The following is a 26,700-nucleotide window of genomic DNA, read 5'->3' on the forward strand; positions in this document are numbered from 1 at the left end:
CGCCCAGCCCTGCACCGCCCCTACCAGCGCCCGCCCGATGCCGCGGCGCCCGTGGTCGGGGTGCACATCCATTTCATCGAGATAGGCGCACTCACCGTTGCGGCTGGCCAGCGCAAAGCCGGCCAGTTCCCCATCGCGCTCGGCTACCCACAGGCGCGCTTCGCGCTGCGCGGCGGCCAGCACCGGCTCGGGCATGCTGACCAGGCGCAGCAGCGCCGGCAGGTCCGTATCAGGGAAGAGCGCCGCGGCGGCCAGTTCGATATCGGCCAGGCGCGGCACCTCGTCCGCCGCTGCCAGGCGGATGTGCGCAGCAGCAGCCATGGCTGGCTCCGCGCTCAGGCAGCGGGGAACAGGCTGATCAGTTGGGCCACCGCGGCCGGCACGTCATCAGCCTCGGTCACCGCGCGCACCACGGCGGCACTGCCGACGCCGACGGCCAGCACCTCGCGCATATTGGCCGCGTTGACGCCGCCGATGCCCACCAGCGACGGGATCACCGGCTGCATCAGCTTCACGTAGGCGCGGAAGCGGCCCATGCCCTGCGGCTGGGTCGGCATCACCTTGGTGGTGGTCGGGAAGATCGCGCCCAGCGCCAGGTAGCTGGGGCGGATCGCGGCCACGCGCAGCATCTCGGCATAGCCATGGGTGGAGACACCCAGGCGCAGGCCCGAAGCGCGGATCGCATCGAGGTCGGCATCGTCCAGGTCTTCCTGGCCAAGGTGGATGCCGTAGATGCCGCTCTGATCGCCGCCGTTGGCGGCGCGGTAGTCGATCGCGGCCTGCCAGTGGTCGTTGACGAACAGGCGCGACGACGAGCCCTGCATGGCCTTCGCCGCGCGTGCGATCTCGGCACGCACCGCGGCGGGGTCGTCGGACTTGAAGCGCAGCTGCACCGTCGGCACGTTCAGCGGCGCCAGGCGCTCGATCCATTCGGCGCTTGGCACCACCACGTACAGGCCCAGCGCGGGGCACGGCGCGAACGGCGCCGCGGCCTGCTCGGGTGCCACCAGGGCGGCGTGCCGCACATGCGGGAAGCGGGCAAAGTCAGACGGCCAGTCGGCCGAGCCCGGCTCCCAGGCGCGCGCCAGGCACAGCGCGTCGTGCGCGGGGAAATGCAGCGACAGGCTGGCCAGCAGCACCGCGACGAAGGCGGGCGAATGCGGCTGGTCGGTGTCGGCGGCGACGGAGAAGACCCAAGTGCCCATCGGCGAGCGCACCGTGTCGATCCACTGGCCGCCCTCGCGGTCGGTCTCGATCAGCGTGGCGCCCGCGGCGGCGACGCGCGCGATCGTGCCTGCGTCGGCTTCGCCGTCGAACAGCAGCACGTCGTGGGCGCCGGGTTGCGCGGGCGCGTCGGCCAGGCGCCAGGCCTGCCACGGCTTGTCATCGACGCCGAAGGTCTCGCCATAGTGTTCCAGCACCGCCTGGCGCAGCGGGCCGTCACTGGCGGCATGCACGGCGCGGCGGGTCATGCGCGCTGCTCCGTGCTGTCGGCGTGCCAGAACGGCATGCCAACGACAGGGGTGCTGGCCTGCGCCACCTCGCGCTCGGGCATCGGCCCGGCCAGGTAGGCGGTGCGGCCGGCCTCAACGGCCTGCGCAAAGGCGCGCGCCATATTGACCGGGTAGGCGGCCTGCGCCACCGCGGTATTGAGCAGCACGCCGTCGTAGCCCCACTCCAGCACCTGCGCCGCATGCGACGGCAGGCCCAGGCCGGCATCGACGATCAGCGGGGTGTCGGGCAGGCGCTCGCGCAGCACGCGCATCGCGTGCGGGTTGACCGCGCCGCGGCCGGTGCCGATCGGGGCGGCCCAAGGCATCAGCGCCTGGCAGCCCACGTCGAGCAGGCGGCGGCACAGCACCAGGTCCTCGGTGCAGTACGGCAGCACCTTGAAGCCTTCCTTAATCAGGGTCTCGGCCACGGCCGGCAGGTTCAGCGTATCGGGCTGCAGCGTGTAGTCGTCGCCGATCAGCTCCAGCTTGATCCACGGTGTTTCGAAGACCTCGCGCGCCATCATCGCGGTGGTGATCACTTCCTGCGCGGTGAAGCAGCCAGCGGTATTGGGCAGCACCGGCACGTCCAGCGCCTTGAGCATCTGCCAGAAGGCCTGGCCGCCCTCGCCGGCGCCTACCGCGCCCTGGCGGCGCAGCGCGACTGTGATCATGGCGGGCCTGGAGGCCTGCACGGCCGCCTCCAGCGTGGCCGGCGACGGGTAGCGCGCGGTGCCCAGCAGCAGGCGCGAGCCGAACGACTCGCCATACAGCACGAACGGGTCGCGCAAGGTTTCGGAAGGTTCGAATGTCATGGGTCAGCCTCCCGTCACGGGTTGCACGAGGTCGATGCGGTCGCCGGCCGCAAGAATGGTGTTGGCGTGGGCGCCGCGCGGCACGAACTGGCCGTTGACCGCCGCGGCAAAGGGGGGCGCGATCTGCGCCGCGCTCACCGCGTCCGCCAGCGTGGCGGAATCGGCAAGGGCGAGCGGTCGGCCGTTGAGCAGGATTTCCATGTCAGTCATGCGTTAGTGCAGCAGCCCGCCAGGTGCGGCCATGGTTGCGGCGGCGGGCGCTTCGGTCACGGCTTCGATCATGCCAGGCCAGCGCAGCGCGGCCGGCACCGCATGGGCCGCGGGATCGCCCTTGAGCAGCGCGCCAACCACCGCGCATGCAGCCTCGGTCACCGCCGGCGCAATCAAAAAGCCATGCCGGTACAAGCCGTTGACGCGCACCACGCGCGCGCGCTGGTCCACGCGGATCGCCGGCAGGTGGTCGGGCCGCGTCGGGCGCCGCTGCACGTTCAGTTCCAGCACGCGCGCCTCGCCGAAGGCGGGATGCAGCGAATGCGCCGCCGACAGCAGCTCCAGCGCGGAACGCACGCTCATGGGCGAATCATCCTCGCTTTCCAGCTCGGTGGCGCCGATCACGTACAGGTCGTTGGGCTTGGGCGCGATATAGATCGGGTAGCGCGGATGCAGCAGCCGCACCGGCCGGTGCAGCCTGACGTCGGGCGCATGCACGCGCACCACTTCGCCACGCAGGCCGCGCAGGCCCGGCTTGTCGCCGCCCGGCTGCGCGGGCCACGCCGAGCGCGCGCCCAGGCCGCGGCAATCCAGCACCACGTCGGCACGGATGCCGAGCTTGGGCAGCGATTCGGCATCGACCTCGCCAGCCTCCCAGACGCAATGCACCCCTTCGCTGACCGCGCACGACAACAGCGCGCGCAGCGCGCCACGGTTGTCGAGCTGGCCTTCGCCGGCCAGCAGCAGGCCCTGCGGGAAGCGGCCCGCCAGCGCGGGCTCGACTTCGCCCACGCCCTTGCCGTCCAGCGCGCGCAGCCGCTGCGACACCAGTTCGGGCGGCGCCACCGCGCGCACGCGGCTGGTGAACAGCGACATCTCGGCGCGGTCACGCGCATGCCAGACCACCAGCGTGCCGTCCTCCTGGAAGAAGACCGGCTCAGGCAATTCGGCCAGCCACGCGCGCCACAGGTCGACGCTGGCGATGCCCAGGTCGACGATGCGGCGCTCGGCAATGGCCGATTCCGCCAGCGGCGCCAGCATGGCCGCGGCCACATAGGCGGCCGAGCCCGCACCGTCCGGACCGGCCCGCTCCACCAGCGCCACGCGGGCGCCGCTGCGTACCAGTTGCCAGGCGGCCAGGCGGCCGGCAAGACCGGCCCCGAGGATGGCGACGTCAAACGACTGCACTGCTGTCATGAGGGGTGTTGTACCGGACGGGCGTGCGGCCGCGCCGGCCTCCTTGTTGTCGGTGCCGCCGCGCGAGGCGCTGCGCGGCGGCGAAACACGAGCGGGCATGGGTGCGAAGCCATGCCCGTACTGCCAGTCACTGCATCACGAGTAGATCTTGCTGCCCTTCTTCAGGAACTCGATCGACTTCTCTTCCATGCCCTGCTTCGCTTCCTTGGGCAGCGACGCCGCGTAGTCGCGCACTTCCTGCGTGATCTTCATCGAGCAGAACTTCGGCCCGCACATCGAGCAGAAGTGGGCGATCTTGGCGCCCTCGGCCGGCAGCGTGGCGTCGTGGTACGAACGCGCGCGTTCCGGATCGAGGCCCAGGTTGAACTGGTCTTCCCAGCGGAACTCGAAGCGTGCCTTGGACAGCGCGTTGTCGCGCAGCTGCGCGCCGGGCCAGCCCTTGGCAAGGTCGGCAGCATGGGCCGCGATCTTGTAGGTGATGATGCCTTCGCGCACGTCTTCCTTGTCCGGCAGGCCCAGGTGCTCCTTGGGCGTGACGTAGCACAGCATTGCCGTACCCATCCAGCCGATATTGGCCGCGCCGATGCCGCTGGTGATGTGGTCGTAGCCGGGGGCGATGTCCGTCACCAGCGGTCCCAGGGTATAGAACGGCGCCTCGTAGCAATGCTTGAGCTCTTCGTCCATATTGGCCTGGATGCGCTGCAGCGGCACGTGGCCCGGGCCTTCGATCATCACCTGCACGTCGTGCTTCCACGCCTTGGCGGTCAGTTCGCCCAGCGTGCGCAGTTCGCCGAACTGGGCGTCGTCGTTCGAGTCCGCGATGCAACCCGGACGCAGGCCGTCGCCGAGGCTGAACGACACGTCATAGGCCTTCATGATCTCGCAGATCTCGTCGAAGTGCGTGTACAGGAAGTTTTCCTTGTGGTGTGCCAGGCACCACTTGGCCATGATCGAACCACCGCGCGAGACAATGCCCGTGACGCGGTCGGCGGTCAGCGGCACGTAGCGCAGCAGCACGCCCGCGTGGATGGTGAAGTAGTCCACGCCCTGCTCGGCCTGCTCGATCAGCGTGTCGCGGAACATCTCCCAGGTCAGGTCCTCGGCGATGCCGCCGGTCTTGTCCAGCGCCTGGTAGATCGGCACCGTGCCGATCGGCACCGGCGAGTTGCGCAGGATCCATTCGCGGGTTTCATGGATGTGCTTGCCGGTGGACAGGTCCATGATGGTGTCGGCGCCCCAGCGGATCGACCACACCATCTTTTCCACTTCCTCGGCCAGCGACGAGGTCACCGCCGAGTTGCCCAGGTTGCCGTTGATCTTGACGCGGAAATTGCGCCCGATCGCCATCGGCTCCAGCTCGGTGTGGTTGATGTTGGCGGGAATGATGGCGCGGCCCGAGGCAATTTCCTGACGCACGAATTCCGGCGTGATGTCTTCCGGACGCAGCGGCAGGCCGGCGCCCAGCGCGTTGCCGGGGTGCTGGCGCAGCAGCGCCTTGTAGTCGGGCTTGTCGTACAGCGCCTGCAGGTTCAGCGATTCGCGCAGCGCCACGTACTCCATTTCAGGCGTGATGATGCCGCGGCGCGCATAGTGCATCTGCGACACGTTGGCACCGGCCTTGGCGCGGCGCGGGTTGGTCAGCTGGGCAAAGCGCAGGTGCGCGGTGGCGGGGTCGTTGGCGCGGTCGCGGCCGTATTCCGACGACAGGCCCGGCAGCACTTCAGTGTCGCCACGCTCGTCGATCCACTTGGCGCGCACGGCGGGCAGGCCGGCCTTCAGGTCGATATGCACGTCCGGATCGCTGTACGGGCCCGAGGTGTCGTACACCGGGATCGGCGGATTCTGCATCTCGCCCTTGTCGGTGCGCGTCGACGTTTGCAGGATGGTGCGCAGCGGTACGCGGATATCGGGGCGGCTGCCGGTCAGGTAGGTCTTGCTGGAAGCCGGGTAGGCGAATTTCTGGTCGAGGTCGCTTTCGAGCGATTCGAAGGATGCAGCGGGGGCAGTACGGGCCATGGGTGTCGTCCTCTCTCTTGCGGGGTGGACGAAACCAGGAGCCTTGTGAGCGCTGCCTGGGGCCTGAGGCCTGAGGCGGCGAGTCCCGGAGGGACTGGAGACTTGGTCTTGTGAAACTTCCCACGCCGGTACTAGCCGGATCGGGTTCGAAGGGACTCTCTCAGCCGCACGGCCCATCCGTACGGCACCCCTGTTTCATCCAACGGGGTGAATTTAAGCACAAGGTGCCGGTGGGCGCCAGTGCCAGTTCCCTGCCGTTTGTGGTGCCACACCTGTTCGAAAAGGTATCGAATCGCGCATGCTGCGGCGCAATAATCAGCCGCAAGGGGACAACCGCGCACTCAAACGCCGGCGACGTGCTCTACCATGCAGTAAGACGCGTCCATCTTCCGATCCCGCCATGACCGAAGCTGCCACCCACCGCGTGTTCAACCAGGTGCCCGATCTCGCGCACTACAACCTGTTCGCCACCGATCCGGCGCTGCGCGGCGCGCTGGAACGGCTGGGAGGCGGCTGGCACGCCGGCGCGCTGGGCCAGTTCGGCGCGCGCCTGGGCGAGCCGGAAGTCCAGCAATGGGCAGCCGATGCCAACCGCCACACGCCCGAGCTGCACACGCACAGCCGCACCGGCGAGCGCATCGACGCCGTGGATTTCCACCCGAGCTGGCACGCGCTGCTGGCCCTGTTGCGCAGCCAGCAACTGCAGGCCCTGCCCTTCGCGCAGCCGCGCGCGGGCGCATGGGTGGCGCGCACCGCCGGCTACTTCCTGCAGGCGCAGGTGGAATCCGGCTCGCTGTGCCCGCCCACCATGACCTTCGCCAGCATCCCGGTGCTGCGCAAGGAAACCGCATTGTTTGCCGAGCTTGAGCCGCGGCTGTATGCGACCGAGCACGATGCGCGCGACCTGCCGTGGCGCAGCAAGAGCGCGATCATGATCGGGATGGGCATGACCGAGAAGCAGGGCGGCTCGGACGTGCGCGCCAACACCACCGTGGCGCGCGCGGTGCGCGGCGAAGGCCGCGGCGCGGAATACGCGCTGACCGGGCACAAGTGGTTCTTTTCCGCGCCGATGTGCGATGCGCACCTGGTGGTCGCGCGCATGGGCGCCGAAGACGGCCCGCTGTCGTGCTTCTTCGTGCCGCGCTTTCGCGACGACGGCAGCAAGAACGCGGTGCTGATCCAGCGGCTCAAGGACAAGCTCGGCAACCGCTCCAATTCCAGCAGCGAGGTGGAATTCCGAGACGCCACCGGCATCCTGATCGGCGAGGAAGGCCGCGGCATCCCGACCATCATCGAGATGGCCACCGGCACGCGGCTGGACTGCGTGATCGGCAGCGCCGCGATCCTGCGCGCGGCCCTGGTGCAGGCGCTGCACCATGCGCGCCACCGCAGCGCCTTCGGGCGCCTGCTGGCCGACCAGCCGCTGATGCGCAATGTGCTGGCCGACCTGGCGCTGGAATCCGAAGCGGCCACGCTGCTGATGATGGAACTGGGCCACGCCTTCGAGCACGCTGACGATGATCCGCTCGCGGCGGCGTGGAAGCGCGTGGTCACCCCCGCGGCCAAGTTCTGGGTCTGCAAGCGCACGCTGGAAGCCACCGGCGAAGCCATGGAAGTCTGGGGCGGCAACGGCTACGTGGAAGAAGGCCCGATGGCGCGCCTGTACCGCGAGGCGCCGGTCAACTCGATCTGGGAAGGCTCGGGCAACATCATGTGCCTGGACGTGCTGCGCGCGATCCAGCGCAATCCCGACGATGCCGCACGCTTGCTGCAAGACCTGTCGCGCCGCGCCGGCGGCCATCCGGCGGTGCGCGCGGAACTGGCATCGCTGCAGGCGCTGCTGCGCCAGCCGCCGGAATTGCTGGAAGCCAGCGCCCGACGCTTTGCGCAGGGGCTGGTGCTGACCGCACAGGCCGCGCTGATGCTGGCGCATGCCGATACCGAGAATGCCGAGCTGTTCGTCGCCAGCCGGCTGGGACGGCAGCACGGGCGCGTGTTCGGCACCCTGGATGCGGATGCCGACGTGCTCAAGCGGGTGTTTTCGCGCGGCTTCGAAGGCTAGCGATTCAAGCCTCCATCGATTCCAGCACCCGCAGCATCACGCGCGGCGCGTAGCGGATCAGGTCATGCGCGCGCTCGCCGATCATGATGGCGGGCGCATTGATGTTGCCGCCGACCAGGGTCGGCATTACCGACGCATCGACCACGCGCAAGCCCTCGACGCCGCGCACGCGCAATTGCGGGTCCACCACCGCCATCGCATCCATGCCCATGCGGCAGGTGCCCACCGGGTGGTAGATGGTGTCGGCATGCTCGCGGATCATCTCGCGCACGGCAGCGTCGTCGCTGCCATCGGCACGCAGGCCGGCGGAATAGAGTTCGCGCCCGCCGAAGCCGGCCAGCTGCGGCTGCGCAAAGATGCTGCGCACGATGCGAACGCCGGCGACCATGTCGTCCAGGTCGCGCGCATCGCTCAGGTATTGCGGGTCGATCAGCGGCGCGCGCCGGATATCGTGCGAGGCCAGCCGCACCTCGCCGCGGCTGCGCGGGCGCAGCACGCAGACATGGCAGGAATAGCCGTGGCCGAAGTTCAGCCGGCGCATGTGGTCATCGGCCATGCCGACCACGAAATGCAGCTGCAGGTCGGGTTCGGGCAGATCCGGGCGGCTGCGCAGGAAGCCGCCTGCCTCGGCGAAGTTGCTTGACATCATGCCGGTGCGCTCGCGGCGGTAGCGCAGCATTTCAGGCACCAGCCGCGCCAGGCCGCCGAACGACACGCCGAACAATTCAGGCACGGCCACGCGCTTGTGCAGCACGATGTCCAGGTGGTCCTGCAGGTTGGCGCCCACGCCGGGCAAGTCATGCACGACGGCGATGCCATGTTCGCGCAAGTGCGCGGCGGGGCCGACGCCCGACACCATCAGCAGCTGCGGCGAGCCGAACGTGCCCGCGCACACGATCACGTCGCGGCGCGCGCGCAGCAGTTGCCGGCGGCCCTCGCGCACCACCTGCACCCCGGCCGCATGGCGGCCTTCGAAGACAATGCGCAGCGCCTGCGTATCGGTCAGCACCCGCAGGTGCGCGCGGCCGCCATTGCAGGCCCGGTCGCGCTTGTTGCCACCGTGCAGGTAGGCACGCGCCGCGTTCCAGCGCTCGCCCGCGTGCTGCGTGACCTGGTACCAGCCCACGCCCTCCTGTTCTTCGCCGTTGAAATCGTCATTGCGCGGGAACCCCGCCTGCTGCGCGGCCTCGATGAAGCGTTCGGCAAAGGGGTTGGGGGTGCGCAGGTCGCTCACGTGCAACGGCCCGTTGCCGCCGTGCAGCGGGTCGTCGTCGCTGCCGGCCAGGCGTTCATTGCACTCGGCGCGGCGGAAGTACGGCAGCACGTCGTCCCACGACCAGCCGTCGCAGCCGGCGGCGGCCCACGCGTCATAATCGGCGGCGCGGCCGCGCGTGTAGATCATGGCGTTGATCGAGGAACTGCCGCCCAGCCCGCGCCCGCGCGGCTGGTAGCCGCGGCGGCCGTTCAGGCCTGGCTGCGGCACGGTTTCATAGCCGTAGTTGCGTGCCCCCGCGCGCGGCAGCAGCGCGGCAAGCGCCGCGGGTGTGCGTACCAGCACATGGTGATCGTGGTGCCCGGCCTCGACCAGGGCAATGGTGTCGTCGCCGCTGTCGGCAAGCCGCCCCGCCAGCGCACAGCCCGCCGAGCCCGCGCCGACGATGACGTAGTCAAAGGTGGTTTCCATCTGTCTCCCCGCGAGTCCGCAGGCGGCGCGCGTGCGTGAGCCGGGCCGCGCCGGTGCATGCGCGCCCTGTCCGTCCAGCGGATGGCAAGCTGTGAGATTCAGTGTAGGCGCTAGCCCGGACGGTGGAGAAGCCCGGTGGCGCGGGCCGCCGGCGCTGCGCAGACGGGCGTTTGAATTGCCCTTCTGGTAGGAAACTTCCATTGCCATGGCTGGCACGCTACCTTATCGTGCGCGGGAACACGCGGACCGCTGCAGCGCCACCCGCCGCGATCCACATCCACTTTCCCCGCACGTCCCGTGCCCAGGAGCGCAGCAATGCGAGAAGTCCCCGACCTGTCGTCCGTCTTTGGCGCCATGCACGCCGCGTCGCGGCGCGACCAGCTGCCCGCCTGGGCCGTGCGCGCCGACCGCCTGCAGCGCCTGCGCCGGCTGGTGACAGAGAACGAGGCTGCGATTGCCGCCGCCATCCACGCGGACTTCACCAACCGGCCGCGGCAGGAAACCGCGCTGCTGGAGGTATTCCCGAGCCTGGGCGGCATCGACGACGCGCTGCGCCACGGCAAGCGCTGGATGCGCGTGCGCCGCGCCGCCACCGGCTTCTGGTTCCGCCCGGGCCGCTCGCGGCTGGTGCCGCAGCCGCTGGGGGTGGTGGGCATCGTGGTGCCCTGGAACTATCCGCTGTACCTGACGGTGGGGCCGCTGGCCGGCGCGCTGGCGGCGGGCAACCGCGCCATGGTGAAGCTGTCGGAATACACGCCGCGCTTTGCGGCCTTGTTCGCGCAACTGGTGCCGCAGCACTTTGCGCCGGACGAGATCGTGGTGGTCAACGGCGATGCCGAGGTGGCGAGCGCCTTTACCGCGCTGCCCTTCGACCACCTGCTGTTCACCGGCTCGACCGCGGTCGGCCACCATGTGATGCGCGCGGCGGCCGCCAACCTGACCCCGGTGACGCTGGAACTCGGCGGCAAATCGCCGGCGATTATCGGCGCCGGTGCCGACCTGCCACGTGCGGTGGAGCGCATCCTGGTGGGCAAGCTGATGAACGCGGGCCAGACCTGCATCGCGCCAGACTACGTGCTGGTGCCGGAAGACCTGCGCGGGCAACTGGTGGAAGCGGCACGCCGGTGCGTGGACCGGCTCTATCCGGACCTGGCGCGCAACCGGGACTACACCAGCATCATCAGCCCGCGCCACTTCGCGCGCCTGGCGGCGCTGGTGGATGAAGCCGCGGCGCAAGGCGCGACCGTGGTGCCGCTGTCCGATGCCCAGCCGGACGCGCAGGCGCGGCGCCTGCCGCCGGTGCTGCTGCTGGATGTTCCCGAAGGCGTCACGGCGATGCGCGAAGAGATCTTCGGGCCGGTGCTGCCCGTGGTGACGTACCGCACCCTGGACGAGGCGGTGGACTACATCAATGCGCGCCCGCGACCGCTGGCGTTGTACCTGTTCGAGCGCGACCGCGGCGCCATCGGCCATGTGATGAACCAGACCGTTGCCGGCGGCGTCACGGTCAACGACACGCTGTTCCATATCGCCCAGGACGGCCTGCCCTTCGGCGGGGTCGGCGCCAGCGGCATGGGCGCCTATCACGGCCAGGCGGGCTTCGACACCTTCTCCAAGGTGAAACCGGTGTTCCACCAGGCTGGCCTGAACGGCGCAGGACTGCTCAAGCCGCCCTACGGCAAGACCTTCGAAACCATGTTGCGCCTGCTTCTGCGTTGATCAGGACACCAGCATCGGCCGCCCGAGCATGCGCGACAGCACCGCCTCGGGCGAGTGGGTGTGGTCGGAAATCGCCTGCGGCGCCAGGTAGATGGTCTGCTCCATCATCGCCCGTCCGCGCATGGCCGCGTGCAGCAGCTGGTCGCTGAAGACGATCCAGGTGGAACCCGGCGGGAAGTGGAATTCCTGCTGCGGCACCTTGGCCTGGTAATCCAGGTCGGCCTTGGCCAGGTCATGCAGCTGCAGCATGCGGTGGTCGTATTCCGAGCGCTTGCGCTTGGTGATATGCAGCAGCTTCATCAGCGCCGCCTGCCCCGGCCACAGGCCATGGGTCTTGGGCACGAACTTCTGCGCAAAATCGCCGAACGGCTCACCCACGCGCCACACGCGCGCCGCGGCCGGGTCGATGTTGTGGAACACGCGCAACAGGCGCTTGCCCAGCATCGGGTTGGACGGGAACGAGTCCACGTGCAGGCGGGTGTCATCCTTGCGCCAGCTGACCGGGCGCCCGGCGATCTCGCTGGGCCGCAGCGAGGTGCCGGCGCGCGTCATGTGCGGGATGTATTCCGGGAACAGCGTGCGCACCAGCAATTCGCTGTTGTCGGCGTAGCGGCGGATCAGCGTGTACAGGTCCGCCAGGTCCTGCGGGCTGCCCTGGGCGCCGCGCACCGCGGTGTCGTCGGCGCGCAGGTTGATGTTCTTGGACTTGCCGTCGGAATAGCGGCTGTCCAGGAAGCGCTCTTCGCCCGGCTGGAAACGGAAATTCAGGTTCGGGAAGTACAGCACGGCGCCCTGCTCCAGCTCGCGGCGCAGCGTGGCGCGTTCCTCGGCCGTGACCTGCGGCGCCCAGTCGGCATACGGCTGCGGGCGGATCAGGTTGAGCTGGCCGGCGGCGGGCGGCTGGGTTGAAGTCGAGGGGGCAAGGACAGGCGCTTCGGACATGGCATCCTCTGGAAACGGTCACCAGTGTTTGGGGTGGGCCGCCGGCGTGGCGGCTGGGGATGGCGGGATTTTACTCCCTGCCGCCCGCCGTGGCGCCGGCGTCACGCGGCGACTGGACCAGGATCAAGCCCGCGTAAAAAAACCCCGCTGGCCCTTGCGGGCCGGCGGGGCTTGCCGTCAGTGCTGCTGGCGCGGGTGGCGCTTACAGGCCGGCCGCGGCGCGCAGGGCAGCCGCCTTGTCGGTGGCTTCCCACGAGAATTCCGGCTCTTCGCGGCCGAAGTGGCCGTAGGCGGCGGTCTTCTCGTAGATCGGGCGCAGCAGGTCCAGCATCTGCACGATGCCCTTCGGGCGCAGGTCGAAGTGCTCCTGCACCAGCTCGGCGATCTTGGCGTCGGGGATCTTGCCGGTGCCTTCGGTGTAGACCGTCACGTTGATCGGGCGGGCCACGCCGATGGCGTAGCTGACCTGCACCTGGCACTGGCGCGCCAGGCCCGAGGCCACCACGTTCTTGGCCACGTAGCGCGCGGCGTAGGCGGCCGAGCGGTCGACCTTGGACGGGTCCTTGCCCGAGAACGCGCCGCCACCGTGGGGCGAGGCGCCGCCGTAGGTATCGACGATGATCTTGCGCCCGGTCAGGCCGCAGTCGCCCTGCGGGCCGCCGATGACGAAGCGCCCGGTCGGGTTCACCAGGTACTTGGTTTCCTTCAGCATCTCGGCCGGCAGCACCGGCTTGATGATTTCCTCGATCACGGCTTCGCGGATCTGGGCCTGGGTGATGTCGGGCGAATGCTGGGTCGACAGCACCACGGTATCCACGCTGTGCGGCTTGCCGTCGACATAGCGCACCGTCACCTGGGACTTGGCGTCCGGGCGCAGCCAGGGCAGGCGGCCATCGCGGCGCAGCAGCGACTGGCGCTCGACCAGGCGGTGGGCGTAGTAGATCGGGAACGGCATCAGTTCCGGGGTCTCGTCGCAGGCGTAGCCGAACATCAGGCCCTGGTCGCCGGCACCCTGGTTGAGGTAGTCGTCGGAAGCACGATCCACGCCCTGGGCGATGTCGGGCGATTGCTTGTCATAGGCGACCAGCACCGCGCAGCCCTTGTAGTCGATCCCGTACTCGGTATTGTCGTAGCCGATGCGCTTGATGGTGTCGCGCGCGATCTGGATATAGTCGACGTTGGCGGTCGTGGTGATTTCCCCGGCCAGCACCACCAGACCGGTGTTGCAAAGCGTCTCAGCTGCCACACGCGCGTACTTGTCCTGGGCCAGGATGGCGTCCAGGACGGCGTCGGAAATCTGGTCGGCGACCTTGTCGGGATGGCCTTCGGAGACGGATTCCGAAGTAAAAAGGAAGTCGTTTGCCACGAACTTATTCTCCAGGTTGGCTATTGCGTGCCAGCCCGATCGGTTCATGGCGGCGACGCTTTAGCGGTATTTCAAGCAGCCCGGTTAGAGCCGCATCGCCCCGCAAGTTGTCAGTTAACTCGGCGATACACGCTATTATACGCGCCTGCCGGACTCGTTGCAGCGCGCCAGGGGCGCCGGCGCAACACCAGCGCCGCCTTGGCGCGCGCTGGCCGTGCGCCTTGCCGGATGTCGGCACGCTGCGCGCGGATCTGAATACCGCCATCGAAAAAAACGCCTGTTGGCCCGCCCGTTTTCCGGCACGGACGCGCGACAGGCTCGCTTTTCGCGCCTGATGACCTTTCTTTTCTGGCTGATCTCCCGTTTTCCGCTCCGCCTGCTTCAAGCCTTGGGAGGCGTGCTTGGGCTAGTCGCGGCGAGACTGCCCGGCCGCTATAGCCAGCGCCTGAGGGAAAACTTCCGCCTCGCGTTTCCGGATGCGACCGACGCGATGATCGACGAAGCCGGCCGCTCGGCCGGGCGCATGATCATCGAGATGCCTTACTTCTGGAGCCGCAGCCAGATCGGCGCGAAGCTGCATGGCTTCGACGACGACATGTGGCCGGCCTTGGGGGCGCTGCAAGCGCGCGGCAAGGGGCTCATCATCCTGACGCCGCACCTGGGCTGCTTTGAAGTGCTGCCTCAGTCCCACGCCTTGCTGCGCCCGGTCACCGCCCTGTTCAAGCCGCCGCACCAGCCGTGGCTGCGCGACTGGATCGAGAAAATGCGTACGCGCCCCAATATGCACATGGCGCCGGCCACGCCACGCGGCGTGCGCATGCTGGTCAAGGCACTCAAGCGCGGCCAGGCGGTGGGCATCCTGCCGGACCAGGTCCCGACCGGCGGTGAAGGCAACTGGGCGCCGTTCTTTGGCAAGCCGGCCTACACCATGGCGCTGGTGCACCGGCTGCAGCAACTGACGCAGGCGCCGGTGGTGGTGGTGTTTGCCGAGCGGCTGCCGCGCGGCGCGGGCTATCGCGGCCACTACCGCGTGATCGACGGCGGCGGCATGCTGCCCGAGGATGCCGCCGAGGCCGCCGGCGTGATCAACCGCCATATCGAACAACTGGTGGCCATGGCGCCCACGCAGTACCTGTGGGGCTACCACCGCTACAAGCATCCGGCCGGCGCCGAGCTGCCGCCTGACTATGCCGCCAGCACCGCGACCAAGACGACCACTGATCCTTCCCTTTCATGAGCCGCGTGTTCACCTGGCTCGGCATCGGACTGCTGACGGTGCTGGGCAAGCTGCCATATCCGTTTGTTGCCCGCTTCGGCGAAGGACTGGGCCGCCTGCTCTACCTGGTCCCCAGCGAACGCCGCCGCGTGGTGCGGGCAAACCTGCGCCTGTGCTTCCCTGATAAGACCGAGGCCGAGATCGACGAACTGTCTCGCGAGAGCTTCCGCATCCTGTTCCGCAGCTTTGCCGAACGCGGCATCTTCTGGACCGGCAGTGAAGCGCAGATGCGCCGCTGGGTGCAGATCGACGACCAGGCCGACCTGGTGGCGCTGGATGGCACCCCGCATATCCTGGTGACGCTGCACCTGTCGGGCGTGGAAGCCGGTGCGATCCGGCTCACCATCCACCTGCGCGAGCATCTCGACCGCTCCGGCGCGTCGCTCTATACCAGGCAGAAGAACGAACTGTTCGACCACTTCCTGAAGCGCGCGCGTGGCCGCTTCGGCGCCAACATGATCTCGCGCAACGACAGCGCGCGCGACATCCTGCGCTGCCTGAAGAAAGGCGAGGCCCTGCAGCTGATCGCCGACATGGATTTCGGCGAGCGCGACTCGGAGTTCGTGCCGTTCTTCGGCGTGCAGGCGCTGACACTGACCTCGGTGTCGCGGCTGGCGCGCCTGACCGGGGCCAAGGTGGTGCCGATCTATACCGAGATGCTGCCCGACTACCAGGGCTATGTGCTGCGCATCCTGCCGCCCTGGGAAGACTACCCCGGCGCAAGCGTCACCGACGACACGCGCCGCATGAATGCCTTCTTCGAGGACTGCATCCGCCCGCGCGTGCCCGAGTACTACTGGGTGCACAAGCGCTTCAAGCACCGCCTGCCGGGCGAGCCCGAGATCTACTGAGCGCGCCGGCACGTCCGGCGCCGCGCAGCTACAATCCCCACCATGAAACTCCAGTTCACCAAGATGCACGGCGCGGGCAACGACTTTGTCGTGCTCGACGGCATCCACCAGCAGATCGACCTGACCCCGGCGCAATGGCGTGCGCTGGCCAGCCGGCATTTCGGCGTTGGCGCTGACCAGATCCTGATCGTTGAAAAGCCGTCCCGCCCCGATGTCGACTTCCGCTACCGCATCGTCAATGCCGATGGCAGCGAGGTGGAGCACTGCGGCAACGGCGCGCGCTGCTTTGTGCGCTTTGTCACCGACAAGGGCATGACCGACAAGCGCTCGGTGCGCGTCGAGGTGATGAACGGCGTCATTACCCTGACGCTGCAGGACGACGGCCAGGTCACGGTGGACATGGGTGCGCCCGAACTGGAACCGGCGCGCGTGCCGTTCCGTGCCGAAGGCCTGCCCACCCGCGCGGAAGGCGTGGACACGCTCTACGGCCTGGAGGTCAACGGCCGCACCGAATGGATCTCGGCGGTATCGATGGGCAATCCGCACGCGGTGCAGGTGGTGGACGACGTGGAGAACTTCCCGGTGCTGCAGGACGGCCCGGTGGTGGAGCACCATGCCGCCTTCCCCAACCGCGTCAATGCCGGCTTCATGCAGGTGCAGGACCGCCATGCCATCCGGCTGCGCGTCTACGAGCGCGGTGCCGGCGAAACCCTGGCCTGCGGCACCGGCGCCTGCGCGGCCGTGGTGGCCGGCATCCGGCGCGGCCTGCTGGACTCGCCGGTGCGGGTGCATACCCACGGCGGCGAACTGACCATTGCCTGGGACGGCGGCGCGGAACCGGTGCGCATGACCGGCCCGGCCACCACCGTGTTTGAAGGCAGCATTGACCTGGCAGCCCTGCCGGCCTGACCATAGGGGCTGTGCGCCCCTGTCCACACGCCCCGCATTCCTTGCCGCGGAGCCCCGGCCGGGGCGCCCATTCCCTTGATCTTGCTGGTCAGACCGATGGAGCGCCCATGCCGCTGGACGATTTCCGCATTACCTCGGGCAAGCGTTTTCGCCTTGCCGGCTTCGACCCGGGCAGCAAGCCGCTGTCGTGCGGCAAGAAAGAAGAAGACCTGGCCCGCATCATCGAGCTGAGCAACGCCCTCGACGCGCAGCAGGACATCTTCTACGCCGAGCACCGGCGCAAGCTGCTGGTGGTGCTGCAGGGCATGGATACCAGCGGCAAGGACGGCACCGTGCGCGGCGTGTTCCGCAGCTTCGATCCGCTGGGCATCCGCGTGGTGGGCTTCAAGTCCCCGTCGCCGGAGGAACTCGCGCGCGACTACCTGTGGCGCATCCACCTGCAGGTACCGAAGACGGGCGAGATCGTGGTCTTCAACCGCAGCCACTATGAAGACGTGCTGATCACGCGCGTGCACAACTGGATCGACGCCGCCGAGTGCGAGCGGCGCTTCCGCCAGATCCGGGACTTCGAGTCGATGCTGACCGAGACCGGCACCACCATCGTCAAGTGCTTCCTGCACATATCCCGCGACGAGCAGAAGGCACGGCTCGAAGCGCGCCTGGCAGACCCGGATAAACACTGGAAGTTCGACACCAACGACCTCGCCGAGCGCAAGCACTGGAAGGCCTACATGGACGCCTACGAGGCTGCCATCATGGCGACCAGCACGCCCGAATGCCCGTGGTACGTGGTGCCGGCCGACTCCAAGACACACCGCAACCTGATGGTGGCGGAGATCCTGACCAAGGTCTTCGAGGACCTGAAGCCGGCCTACCCGCCCGCCCGGCCGGAACTGGCCAGTATCAAGGTCGACTGAGCCGCCCGGCCGCCTCAGCCACCGTTGCCGCGGTGCACGTCGTGCGTGACGAAGGGGTGCTCGCGGCTGGGCATCGCCAGCCATTGCGGGTGGCGCAGGGTCTGGCGGATATCGTCCAGCCCGCTGGTCCAGTGCTCATGCATGGTGAGCGCGCCGAACTGGTAGTCCTTGGCCAGGTTCTCGAACGACTTGTCGCGGTAGATCAGCTGGATCACGTTGCGGCGCGCGTCGCAGGCCTGCTCCGCCGCGCGGCGGTACCAGGCGTTGTCGCGCTTTGACGGCGGCACCAGCGCCATCACCTCGTTGAGCATGCGCCGCATGTTCTGCTGCTCGCGCATGTAGTCGGTAATGGCCCGCGTGCGGCTGGAATACTGGATGTCCTTCTGGCGCTCGGCCACGTCGACCAGGTCGTGCGGCAGCTTGCCGCGCGCGCTCCACAGGTCGACCTGGAAGATCAGCGCATCGCGCCGCGGCTGCGCGGTCAGCACCTCGGCCAGCGGTGTGTTCGACACCAGCCCGCCATCCCAGTAGTACTCGCCATCGATCTCCACCGCCGGAAAGCCCGGCGGCAGCGCGCCCGAGGCCATGAAATGCTCGGGGCAGAGCTTGTCGCGGGTATTGTCGAAGTAGGCGAAATTGCCGGTGCGCACATTGACCGCCCCCACCGAGACGCGCATCAGGTCGGGGCGGTGGTTGATCAGGTCGAAGTCGGCAAAGCGCTCGAGCGTCGCCTTCAGCGGCGTGGTGTCGTAGAAGCTGACATGGCTCGGGTCCGAGTAGCGCGACATCAGCTCCGGCCAGCCGCGCGGCTGGAAGAAGCCACGCTGGCCTTCCAGCATGGCACGCGCCGCATGCAGGCCATCGAACCAGATCCGCATCGGCTCGGGCCAGCCTTCGGCATGGTCGGCGAACCAGGTGTGCGACAGGCTGGGCAACCACGGCTGCGCGCAGATGTACTCCCAGAAGGCGCGCAGTTGTTCCACGCGGCGCTGGGGCGGATTGCCGGCGATGATGGCGGCGTTGAGCGCACCGATCGAGATGCCGGCAACCCAGTTCGGGTAGATGCCGCCCTCGGCAAGGCCCTGGTACACGCCGGCCTGGTAGGCCCCGAGCGCGCCGCCGCCCTGCAGCACCAGCGCGCGCACGGCATAGGCCTCGTGCGCCGGCCGGTCCGGGGCCTTGGCGGCCCGGCGCACCGGCTTGCGCGGCTGCACCTGCGCGCCGCGCTCGGCCAGCGAATCGCCATTGCCGGCCGATTCCGCCCTTGTGGATGGCGTTGCCGCCTGCTGCCCTGCCCGTTCCTGCCGCTCTTTTGCCGCCACGCCGCGCCCCCTCCCAGTCTGAAAGTCAGCCGTCCGCCCGCTGTCCGCGGATTGGGCACCGGTGTCCGGCGCCCATGTTCATCAACGGATTCAGACGCCGTAGCGCTGACGATAGGCCGCCACGGCCTGGCGCGAAGCCCCCAGCGCCGGGTCCTGCGACGCATCCAGGTACGCCAGCAGGTCCTTCAGGCTGGCGATCGCGATCACCGGGATGCCGAATTCGCGCTGCACGTCCTGCACGGCGGAATGGGTGCCGACCTGCTCGGCGGTACCGCTCTTTTCCATGCGGTCCAGTGCGATCAGCACCGCGGCCGGCTCGGCGCCGGCGGCGCGGATCATGTTTACCGATTCGCGCACCGAGGTACCGGCGGAGATCACGTCGTCGACGATGACCACCTTGCCCTGCAGCTTGGCCCCGACCAGGGTGCCGCCTTCGCCGTGATCCTTGGCTTCCTTGCGGTTGTAGGCGAAGCCGACATCACGTCCCATGCCCGCCAGCGCCACCGCGGTGGCCGACGCCAGCGTGATGCCCTTGTAGGCCGGCCCGAACAGCACGTCGAACTGCACGCCCGAGGCCAGCAGCGTTTTGGCATAGAATTGCGCCACCTCGCCCAGCATCGCGCCCTGGTTGAACAGGCCCGCGTTGAAGAAGTAAGGCGACTTGCGGCCGGCCTTGGTGACGAACTCGCCAAACGACAGCACGCCCGCATCGAGCGCAAAGCGGATAAAGGTCTGGCTGAGGTCGGCACCCGCGGGCGGTTTCTGCTGCGTCATCATTTCTCTCTGAATTCAAAATTTCCCCGAATGTTACGGATTATCAGCGCCAACCTCAACGGCATCCGCTCCGCGTCGAAGAAGGGCTTTTTCGACTGGATGGGCAAGCAGGACGCAGACATGGTCTGCGTGCAGGAACTGAAGGCACAGGCCGCCGACATGACGGAAGCGTTCCTTGCGCCACATGGCTACCACGGCTATTTCCATTACGCCGAGAAGAAGGGCTACAGCGGCGTAGGCCTATACACGCGGCATCAGCCCGAGCGCGTGGTTACCGGCTTCGGCATTCCCGAGTTCGACAACGAAGGCCGCTATGTGGAAGTGCAGTACCCGCACCTGGCGGTGATCTCGGTGTACGTGCCGTCCGGCTCCAGTGGCGAGGAGCGCCAGCAGGCCAAGTTCCGCTTCATGGAGTCCTTCCTGCCGCACCTGCTGCAACTGAAGGCAAGCGGGCGCGAGATCGTGCTGTGCGGTGACGTGAACATTGCGCACAAGGAAATCGACATCAAGAACTGGAAGGGCAACCTGAAGAACTCAGGCTTCCTGCCGGAAGAACGCGCCTGGATCGGCGAACTGTTCGACACCCACGGCTATGTCGACGTGTTCCGCAAGCTGGACCCGCGCCCTGACCAGTACACGTGGTGGAGCAACCGCGGCCAGGCCTACGCCAAGAACGTCGGCTGGCGCATCGACTACCACCTTGCCACGCCCAGGATCGCCGACACCGCGCATCTTTGCTCGATCTACAAGGACGAGAAGTTCAGCGACCACGCGCCGCTGTCGATCGACTACGACTATCCGCTCTGAGCACTGCGCTTACGCCGCCCGAATCTCTTCGAGTAGTTCCGGGTGGCGGTCAAGCAGCTTGAGCAGCTTGACCAGCGCCAGCGGCGGCTTGGTCCGGCCGGTCTCGTAGCGCGAGAACGCGTTGACCCCGCCGCCGAAGATCTCGGCAGCTTCGCGCTGGTCGAGGCGGAGTTTCTTGCGCACGCCGGTGATATAGGCCGGATCGACAAGCGAGGCGTTGACCTGCTTGTTGAAGGCGAGCATCGCATCGCTCACCCAGTCGCTGTCGCGAGGCAGCACGCCCTCGCCGCACTTGGGACACCATTGCCCCGGCACATCGCGAATTACGGTTGTTTCACCACGATACCTATAAGGCATGTCGCGAATCCCCGCCTCGAGATCCGCGCCACCGCACTCAGGACACTTCATCTGGCCTCTCCTTTGACTGTCTGCGCCGCTGCTACCTCAACTTGAAGGAGATGACCCGCACCTCATCGGTGACCGTGAGCTTCACATTCAAGGCGCCTTGCGGCGTGACAGGCCTGTAGACGTCCTGCCAAACCCTGTGGTCTTCATACGTTGTCATGCTCTTGTAGAAGTCCGCCGGACCCAGCTGCATCAGGATTTCGCGGACACCGCTCCATCGCAGACCCATCATCGCCGCATGGGAATAGGCCGCAAACGTCATTTCCATCTTGCCGGCTGCCAGCAATGCCTTCACGTCCCATAGCCTGTAATGCGCCGCCCCCTTTTCCATGCAAATTAACCCACTTGGTTAAATCCTGCAAGCCCGGAACTGTGCCAGATCGCAACAAATCCCATCGGTACAAACCCCTGCGATCAGCCCCCATCCCCGCTACAATGCAGGTTCCCTACCGCATGCGGCAGGGGACATTTCGCATTTCCCGCACTTCATTGAGTGAGTCAGCCATGGTTTTCAAAGTGTTCGTCGATGGTCAGGAAGGCACCACCGGTCTCCGGCTGCTTGACTATCTTTCCGGCCGTTCCGACGTGGAACTGCTGCGCATTGCCGATGACAAGCGCAAGGACCCGGCCGAACGAGCACGATTCCTGAACGCCGCCGACGTCGCTTTCCTGTGCCTGCCCGACGTGGCCTCGCGCGAGGCGGTGTCGCTGGTGACCAACCCGAACACCTGCGTGATCGACGCCAGCACGGCGTTCCGCACCACCGACAGCTGGGCCTACGGCCTGCCCGAGCTGGCGCGCGGCCAGCGCGAGAAGATCCGCGCCAGCAAGCGCATTGCGGTGCCGGGCTGCCACGCCAGCGCCTTCGTGCTGGCGGTGCGTCCGCTGGTGGACGCCGGCGTGCTGCCGGCCGACTACCCGGTTTCGGCGTTTTCGCTGACCGGCTACAGCGGCGGCGGCAAGTCGATGATTGCCGAGTTCGAAGCCGGCGGTAACCCGAAGCTGGACAGCCCGCGCCCGTACGCGCTGGGCCTGGAACACAAACACCTGCCCGAGATGCGCGTGCAGGCCGGCCTGGCGCAGGCGCCGGTCTTCAACCCGATCGTCGGCAACTTCCTGAAGGGCCTGGCGGTGACGGTGCCGGTGTTCACGGACCGGCTGGCGCGCAAGGTCAGCCCCGAGCAGATCGTCGAGATCTACCGCAAGCACTATGAAGGCGAGCAGTTCGTGCGCGTGATGCCGTACAACAGCGCCGACAACCTCGATGGCGGCTTCTTCGACGTGCAGGCCAACAACGACACCAACCGGGTCGACCTGTTCGTGTTCGGCAATGCCGAGCGCCTGAACCTGGTGGCCCGCCTGGACAACCTGGGCAAAGGCGCGGCCGGCGCGGCGGTGCAATGCATGAACGTGCATGTGGGCGCCGACGAGGCCACGGGGCTGCGCGCCTGACGCAGCGGCAAGCCCTGAATGAGGAAAAAGCCGGCATTGCCGGCTTTTTTCATTTGCGCCAGCGGACCGCTCAGCGTTGCAGCGGCTTCTGCCGGTCGTCGTCGCCGCTGTCCACCGGCGCGCCGCCCAGGCCCGCCATGTTGGCGCGGTATGGCGGCAGCCTCTCCACCGTGGTATTGCTCGCGCGCGCATAGAGCGGCAGCACCTCCGGCAGGTGCTTCTCCAGGTCGGCGATGCGGCTGCGCCCGGACGGATGCGTGGACAGGAACTCGGTGCCGGACTGGCTCACCTTGCCCATCTTCTGCCACAGCGACACCGCGGCGCGCGGATCATAGCCGGCGCGCGCGGCGATATCCATGCCGATCAGGTCCGCCTCGGATTCATCCGCACGCGAGAAGCGCAGCGTCAGCAGGTGGGCGCCGGTGCCGAGCGCCATATTGCCAAGGTTGCCGAAGCCGAACAGCTGCGAGATCACGTTGGCGCCGAGGTTGGTGATCTCGGACTTGGCGGCGCGCTCGCGCGCATGCTCCTGCAGCGCGTGGGCGATCTCGTGGCCCATCGCCATGGCGATCTCGTCGTCGGTCAGCTTGAGCTGGTCGAGCAACCCGGTATAGAAGGCGATCTTGCCGCCCGGCATGCAGAACGCATTGACCTGCCTGGAGCCGATCAGGTTGATCTCCCACTGCCACTGCCGCGCGCGCTCGTTCCAGCGTGCGGTCTGCGGCAGCAGCCGCTTGCCGATCGTGCGCAGGCGCACCAGCTGCGGGTTGTCGGCGGCGGCCAGTGCATGCTTGGCGATGGCTTCCTGCTTGAGCTGCTCATATTCTTGCGCGGCCTGCTGCTCGATGGCCTCGACCGGCACGATCTTGCGCACGGCCGAGCCGCTGCGGTCCAGCCGGATGCCGCCAGCCTCGCTGTCCTGCGCCTGGGCGGGCAGGCACCAGGCCATGGGCGCCGCCACCGCGGCCAGCGCCAGCGCGCGCACCAGCCGGTCACGGGTAGGACGCTGAACACCTTGCAGGCGGCGGAGCATTTGCGGTTCCTCGGACGCAGTGGAAGACCAGGCAGGCGGATCGGTGATCCGCGGCAACGATGCCGTGCCGCATGTGGCGGGCAGGCAAACAGGTGATGCAATAATACACGGCGCCCGCGCAGCCGCGCGGCGCTTCACGCCGGCCCGTTCATGACCTTCCAGACCTACCTCGATATCTTCCGCAACCGCCGCATCGGCGCCATGCTGGCGCTGGGCTTCGCCTCCGGGCTGCCGCTGGCGCTGACCTCCGGCACCTTGCAGGCATGGATGACGGTCGAGGGGCTGGATATCAAGACCATCGGCTTCTTCTCGCTGGTGGGCCAGGCCTATATCTTCAAGTTCCTGTGGGCGCCGCTGATGGACCGCTACACGCCGCCGCTGCTGGGGCGGCGGCGCGGCTGGCTGCTGGTGACGCAGGTGGGGCTGGTGCTGGGCATCGCCGGCATGGCCTTCTGCCCGCCGCGCGAGGCGCTGTGGACGCTGGCCGCGCTGGCCACGCTGGTGGCCTTCCTGTCGGCCTCGCAGGACATCGTCTTCGACGCCTACAGCACCGACGTGCTGCGCCCGCCCGAGCGCGGCGCCGGCGCGGCGGTCAAGGTGTTGGGCTACCGGCTGGCGATGCTGGTTTCGGGCGGCCTGGCGCTGTGGCTGGCCGACCGCGTGCTGGGCTGGCAGCAGACCTACCTGCTGATGGCGGCACTGATGGGCGTGGGCATCGTCACGCTGCTGTGGGCGCCGGAACCGGACGTCCCCGCGCGCGCGCCGCGCTCGCTGGAAGAGGCGGTGGTAGGGCCGCTGCGCGACTTCTTTGGCCGCCAGGGCGCATGGTGGCTGCTGCTGCTGATCGTGCTGTACAAGCTCGGCGACGCCTTTGCCGGCAGCCTGTCGACCACCTTCCTGATCCGCGGCGTGGGCTTCTCGGCGGGCGAGGTGGGCATCGTCAACAAGACCCTGGGGCTGGCCGCCACCATCATCGGCGCGCTGTTCGGCGGCACGCTGATGGTGCGCCTGGGCCTGTACCGCTCGCTGATGCTGTTCGGCGTGCTGCAGGCGGTGTCTAACCTGGGCTACTGGATCCTGGCGGTGACGCCGCCGCACCTGTGGACCATGGGCGCGACCATTGCGGTCGAAAACCTGTGCGGGGGCATGGGCACGGCGGCCTTCGTGGCGCTGCTGATGACGCTGTGCAACCGCTCGTTCTCGGCCACTCAGTACGCGCTGCTGTCGGCGCTGGCGTCGGTGGGCCGGGTCTACGTGGGGCCCTCGTCGGGCTATATGGTCGAGGCCTGGGGCTGGGCGCCGTTCTACCTGGGCACCGTGGTGGTGGCGCTGCCCGGCGTGATGCTGCTCTGGGCCATGCGCCACACCGTGCATCGCTACGAGGCCCAGGCGCGCGAAGCGATCGCCTGAGCCCGCGCCTGCCTCATTCCTTGTAGTAGACGACCTGATGCGAGCTGGCGATCAGCTCGCCGCCGGCACTCCATAGCTGCGCGCGCTGGTCGAAGAAGCCCTGCCTGAACACCTGCGCCTGCGCGCTGGCCAGCACGTGGCTGTCGCCCAGCGCAGCCAGCGTGGCCGCATCGGCATGGAAATAGGTGGTCATCGAGACCGTGCCGGCCGGTACGAAGCCCGCGCGCTTGAGGAAGATGCGCGGGTAGAAGCTGTCGGCCCAGGCCGCCACCGCGGCAAAGTCCGGCGTGCGCGCCGGCGCGTCGCGCAGCCAGAACTGCGTCAGGCTGTCCGGGTGCTCGGTGCCGGCCTCGGCAGTCGGCTTGGCGCCGCGCACCGGGCGCATGTCGTAGGACTTGAGCCAGCGCACCGGCGCAAACCCGCTCATGGGCGGGAGGGCGTCGGCCGCCGGCACCTCCGGCATCAGCGCCTCGCCGCAGGCCCAGGTCTCGCGGCGCACCGCAAACATGGCGGTGGCGGTGGTGGCCACGGCATCGCCCTGACGCAGTTCCAGCGTCCAGTGCTGGGTCGAGCGGTTGGTGCGCACCGGGCGCGCCTCGATCTCGAACGGCCCCTCGGCGATCGGCCCGGCAAAGTTGACCGTCAGCGAGACCGGGTCGCCCAGGCGCTGCGGATGGTCCAGCGCCGCCTGCAGCAGCGTGGCGGCGGTGATGCCGCCGAACGGGCCGATCATGTTCCAGTACTCGGGCGTGGTGCGGCCCAGGAAGCGGTGCTCGCCGGCCGGCTCCAGCGCCAGCGCGTCGTCAAAGGGATGGAGCGGGCTGGCGGCGGTGGCCGCCTGGGTCTGGGGCGCAGTGGACATGGCTGGTATGGGTTGGTGACTCGCAGGGAATAGCACGATCGTTCGATGCGCTGCCTACACTAACCGTAGTCAGCGTTCGGGTCAAGACGTCAATCCTCCAGCCGCTGGCACCGTGGCGCCCGCATCAGCCTTGCACCCGCCGCCGCAGCGGCAGGCTCCAGCCCAGTTGGTTAGCGACCACGCCCAGCAGCACCAGCGCCATCCCGGCGATCTGCAGCGGACCCAGCACGACGCCGAACACCATCACGTCGATCACGATCGCCACCAGCGGATAGATGAAGGACAGCGTCGCGATCGACACCACGTTGAGCCGCTGGAACGCGCCATACAGCAGCGTGTACATCACGCCCGTATGCACCAGCCCCAGCGCCAGCAGCGCGGCCCAGGTGCTGGTGCCATAGCTGCCGGCCGCGGGATGTGCCAGCGGCGCCAGCATCAGCACGCCCAGCACCATCTGCAGCCCGGCAATCTGGCCTGGCGGAATCGCCTGCAGCCGCCGCGTGGCCAGGGTCGTCACCGCATACAGCAGTGCCGCCAGCAGGCCCAGGCCGATACCGGCCAGCATCGCAGTGCCAGTGGCGCCATGCTCAAGCCCGGTGATCAGCATCACCCCGGCAAAGGCCAGCACCAGCCACGGCAGTCGTGCGAACGGGAACGGCTCGCGCTGGATCACCGAGGTCAGCAGCAGCAGGAAGAACGGCTGGGTGTGGTAGACCACCGTGGCAATGGCGATGCCGCTGTACGCATACGCCGAGAACAGCGCCAGCCAGTTGAGCACCAGTGTGACGCCGCCCAGCGCCAGCCAGCCAAGCTGCGCGCGGCTCATCCGAACCCAGCCGCGCTGCAGCGTCAGCACGCCCAGCAGCGCCGCGCCGCCGAACAGGCAGCGGAAGAAGACCACATCGAGCGGCGGCTGGCCGCTGGTGACCACGAACCAGCCGATGGTGCCAGACAGCAGCATGGCCGCGACCATGCGCCAGGCGCCGCCTGGCAAGGGTTGTTGCGAGGGCATGACGGACTCCGGTCAGACAATGGCCGCATTGTTCCATCATGCGATCTGCTCAACAATCCCGTCAGAGATCAATTAGTATTTGATTTGAAGTCAAAAAAAAGAGGACGTGCCATGCCGGATATGCCACTTAATGCGATGGCCGTGTTTGCGCGCGTGGTGGGGGGGGGGG

At 68.1% G+C, this 26,700-nt stretch carries 25 protein-coding genes and 1 riboswitch; of the genes, 9 read left to right on the forward strand and 16 right to left on the reverse strand.

Features of this window, described 5'->3' with window-relative positions:
- The 6 genes from AC3WON_RS23735 to thiC all read right to left on the reverse strand — a co-directional run.
- Positions 1-321 (reverse strand): GNAT family N-acetyltransferase (locus AC3WON_RS23735; RefSeq protein WP_492352859.1); only part of this gene is annotated, 321 nt, incomplete at its 3' end.
- 14 nt (positions 322-335) lie between these two features.
- Positions 336-1,472: a thiamine phosphate synthase gene (locus AC3WON_RS23740; protein ID WP_492352860.1), complete on the reverse strand. Its 1,137-nt coding sequence runs from the start codon at positions 1,470-1,472 to the stop codon at positions 336-338.
- Positions 1,469-2,305: a thiazole synthase gene (locus tag AC3WON_RS23745; protein WP_010813326.1), complete on the reverse strand. Its 837-nt coding sequence runs from the start codon at positions 2,303-2,305 to the stop codon at positions 1,469-1,471. Before AC3WON_RS23745 ends, AC3WON_RS23740 begins: the two co-directional genes overlap by 4 nt.
- 3 nt (positions 2,306-2,308) lie before the next feature.
- Complete coding sequence (thiS, locus tag AC3WON_RS23750) at positions 2,309-2,506, reverse strand: sulfur carrier protein ThiS (RefSeq protein WP_011614418.1); 198 nt, start codon at positions 2,504-2,506, stop codon at positions 2,309-2,311.
- 12 nt (positions 2,507-2,518) lie between these two features.
- Positions 2,519-3,712 (reverse strand): FAD-dependent oxidoreductase, encoded by a 1,194-nt coding sequence (locus AC3WON_RS23755; protein ID WP_011614417.1) that lies wholly within the window; start codon positions 3,710-3,712, stop codon positions 2,519-2,521.
- 135 nt (positions 3,713-3,847) lie between these two features.
- Positions 3,848-5,728 carry a phosphomethylpyrimidine synthase ThiC gene (thiC, locus tag AC3WON_RS23760; RefSeq protein WP_492321172.1) on the reverse strand — a complete coding sequence of 627 codons (1,881 nt, stop codon included), beginning with the start codon at positions 5,726-5,728 and terminating at the stop codon, positions 3,848-3,850.
- Positions 5,729-5,828: 100 nt separating this feature from the next.
- Positions 5,829-5,930: riboswitch (TPP riboswitch) on the reverse strand.
- A gap of 198 nt (positions 5,931-6,128) precedes the next feature.
- On the opposite strand from thiC, the gene AC3WON_RS23765 reads away from it, so the two are divergent.
- On the forward strand, positions 6,129-7,790 hold the full coding sequence (locus tag AC3WON_RS23765; protein ID WP_492352861.1) for an acyl-CoA dehydrogenase family protein: 1,662 nt from the start codon (positions 6,129-6,131) through the stop codon (positions 7,788-7,790).
- A gap of 4 nt (positions 7,791-7,794) precedes the next feature.
- On the opposite strand, the gene AC3WON_RS23770 is transcribed toward AC3WON_RS23765, so the two are convergent.
- Positions 7,795-9,474 (reverse strand): GMC family oxidoreductase, encoded by a 1,680-nt coding sequence (locus AC3WON_RS23770; protein WP_439668492.1) that lies wholly within the window; start codon positions 9,472-9,474, stop codon positions 7,795-7,797.
- A 315-nt stretch (positions 9,475-9,789) separates the two neighbouring features.
- Between AC3WON_RS23770 and AC3WON_RS23775 the strand changes: the two genes are divergently transcribed.
- On the forward strand, positions 9,790-11,193 hold the full coding sequence (locus AC3WON_RS23775; RefSeq protein ID WP_492352862.1) for a coniferyl aldehyde dehydrogenase: 1,404 nt from the start codon (positions 9,790-9,792) through the stop codon (positions 11,191-11,193).
- On the opposite strand, the gene kdoO is transcribed toward AC3WON_RS23775, so the two are convergent.
- Together kdoO and metK are read right to left on the reverse strand one after the other, a co-directional pair.
- Positions 11,194-12,135, reverse strand: coding sequence for a Kdo hydroxylase KdoO (gene kdoO, locus AC3WON_RS23780; RefSeq protein ID WP_492352863.1), 942 nt, complete (start codon positions 12,133-12,135; stop codon positions 11,194-11,196). It lies immediately after the preceding gene.
- A gap of 202 nt (positions 12,136-12,337) precedes the next feature.
- The gene (gene metK / locus AC3WON_RS23785) at positions 12,338-13,501 is read right to left on the reverse strand and encodes a methionine adenosyltransferase (RefSeq protein WP_029047350.1); all 1,164 of its coding nucleotides are present in this window, start codon (positions 13,499-13,501) and stop codon (positions 12,338-12,340) included.
- 334 nt (positions 13,502-13,835) lie between these two features.
- Here metK and AC3WON_RS23790 point away from each other — a divergent pair, with 334 nt between their 5' ends.
- From AC3WON_RS23790 to AC3WON_RS23805, 4 genes are all read left to right on the forward strand, one after another.
- Entirely contained in the window at positions 13,836-14,738 is a 903-nt protein-coding gene (locus tag AC3WON_RS23790) for a lysophospholipid acyltransferase family protein (protein ID WP_492321168.1), read from the forward strand.
- On the forward strand, positions 14,735-15,628 hold the full coding sequence (locus AC3WON_RS23795; RefSeq protein WP_492352864.1) for a lipid A biosynthesis lauroyl acyltransferase: 894 nt from the start codon (positions 14,735-14,737) through the stop codon (positions 15,626-15,628). Before AC3WON_RS23790 ends, AC3WON_RS23795 begins: the two co-directional genes overlap by 4 nt.
- 42 nt (positions 15,629-15,670) lie before the next feature.
- Positions 15,671-16,537 carry a diaminopimelate epimerase gene (gene dapF, locus AC3WON_RS23800; protein ID WP_492352865.1) on the forward strand — a complete coding sequence of 289 codons (867 nt, stop codon included), beginning with the start codon at positions 15,671-15,673 and terminating at the stop codon, positions 16,535-16,537.
- 107 nt (positions 16,538-16,644) lie between these two features.
- Positions 16,645-17,454, forward strand: coding sequence for a polyphosphate kinase 2 family protein (locus tag AC3WON_RS23805; protein WP_492321165.1), 810 nt, complete (start codon positions 16,645-16,647; stop codon positions 17,452-17,454).
- A 14-nt stretch (positions 17,455-17,468) separates the two neighbouring features.
- Here the strand turns inward: AC3WON_RS23805 and AC3WON_RS23810 are convergent, their stop codons facing one another.
- Positions 17,469-18,776, reverse strand: coding sequence for a patatin-like phospholipase family protein (locus AC3WON_RS23810; RefSeq protein ID WP_492321164.1), 1,308 nt, complete (start codon positions 18,774-18,776; stop codon positions 17,469-17,471).
- Positions 18,777-18,866: 90 nt separating this feature from the next.
- The gene (pyrE, locus tag AC3WON_RS23815) at positions 18,867-19,553 is read right to left on the reverse strand and encodes an orotate phosphoribosyltransferase (protein WP_492352866.1); all 687 of its coding nucleotides are present in this window, start codon (positions 19,551-19,553) and stop codon (positions 18,867-18,869) included.
- A gap of 27 nt (positions 19,554-19,580) precedes the next feature.
- Between pyrE and AC3WON_RS23820 the strand changes: the two genes are divergently transcribed.
- On the forward strand, positions 19,581-20,357 hold the full coding sequence (locus tag AC3WON_RS23820; protein WP_492321162.1) for an exodeoxyribonuclease III: 777 nt from the start codon (positions 19,581-19,583) through the stop codon (positions 20,355-20,357).
- 9 nt (positions 20,358-20,366) lie between these two features.
- On the opposite strand, the gene AC3WON_RS23825 is transcribed toward AC3WON_RS23820, so the two are convergent.
- A complete protein-coding gene (locus AC3WON_RS23825) occupies positions 20,367-20,765 on the reverse strand; it encodes a type II TA system antitoxin MqsA family protein (protein WP_492352867.1) in 399 nt (132 codons plus the stop codon).
- A gap of 31 nt (positions 20,766-20,796) precedes the next feature.
- Positions 20,797-21,093 (reverse strand): type II toxin-antitoxin system MqsR family toxin, encoded by a 297-nt coding sequence (locus AC3WON_RS23830; protein ID WP_492352868.1) that lies wholly within the window; start codon positions 21,091-21,093, stop codon positions 20,797-20,799.
- A gap of 173 nt (positions 21,094-21,266) precedes the next feature.
- Here AC3WON_RS23830 and argC point away from each other — a divergent pair, with 173 nt between their 5' ends.
- Positions 21,267-22,214: an N-acetyl-gamma-glutamyl-phosphate reductase gene (argC, locus tag AC3WON_RS23835; protein WP_492321159.1), complete on the forward strand. Its 948-nt coding sequence runs from the start codon at positions 21,267-21,269 to the stop codon at positions 22,212-22,214.
- A 70-nt stretch (positions 22,215-22,284) separates the two neighbouring features.
- Here the strand turns inward: argC and AC3WON_RS23840 are convergent, their stop codons facing one another.
- Positions 22,285-23,247, reverse strand: a complete 963-nt coding sequence (locus AC3WON_RS23840; RefSeq protein ID WP_492321158.1) for a M48 family metallopeptidase — start codon at positions 23,245-23,247, stop codon at positions 22,285-22,287.
- Positions 23,248-23,397: 150 nt separating this feature from the next.
- Between AC3WON_RS23840 and AC3WON_RS23845 the strand changes: the two genes are divergently transcribed.
- Positions 23,398-24,657 carry a muropeptide transporter gene (locus AC3WON_RS23845; protein WP_492321157.1) on the forward strand — a complete coding sequence of 420 codons (1,260 nt, stop codon included), beginning with the start codon at positions 23,398-23,400 and terminating at the stop codon, positions 24,655-24,657.
- 13 nt (positions 24,658-24,670) lie between these two features.
- On the opposite strand, the gene AC3WON_RS23850 is transcribed toward AC3WON_RS23845, so the two are convergent.
- Together AC3WON_RS23850 and AC3WON_RS23855 are read right to left on the reverse strand one after the other, a co-directional pair.
- Complete coding sequence (locus AC3WON_RS23850) at positions 24,671-25,519, reverse strand: acyl-CoA thioesterase (RefSeq protein ID WP_492321156.1); 849 nt, start codon at positions 25,517-25,519, stop codon at positions 24,671-24,673.
- Between the two features lie 124 nt (positions 25,520-25,643).
- Entirely contained in the window at positions 25,644-26,531 is an 888-nt protein-coding gene (locus AC3WON_RS23855) for a DMT family transporter (RefSeq protein ID WP_492352869.1), read from the reverse strand.
- Positions 26,532-26,700 lie beyond the last annotated feature (169 nt).

The organism is Cupriavidus sp. FW305-46 (assembly GCF_058787075.1).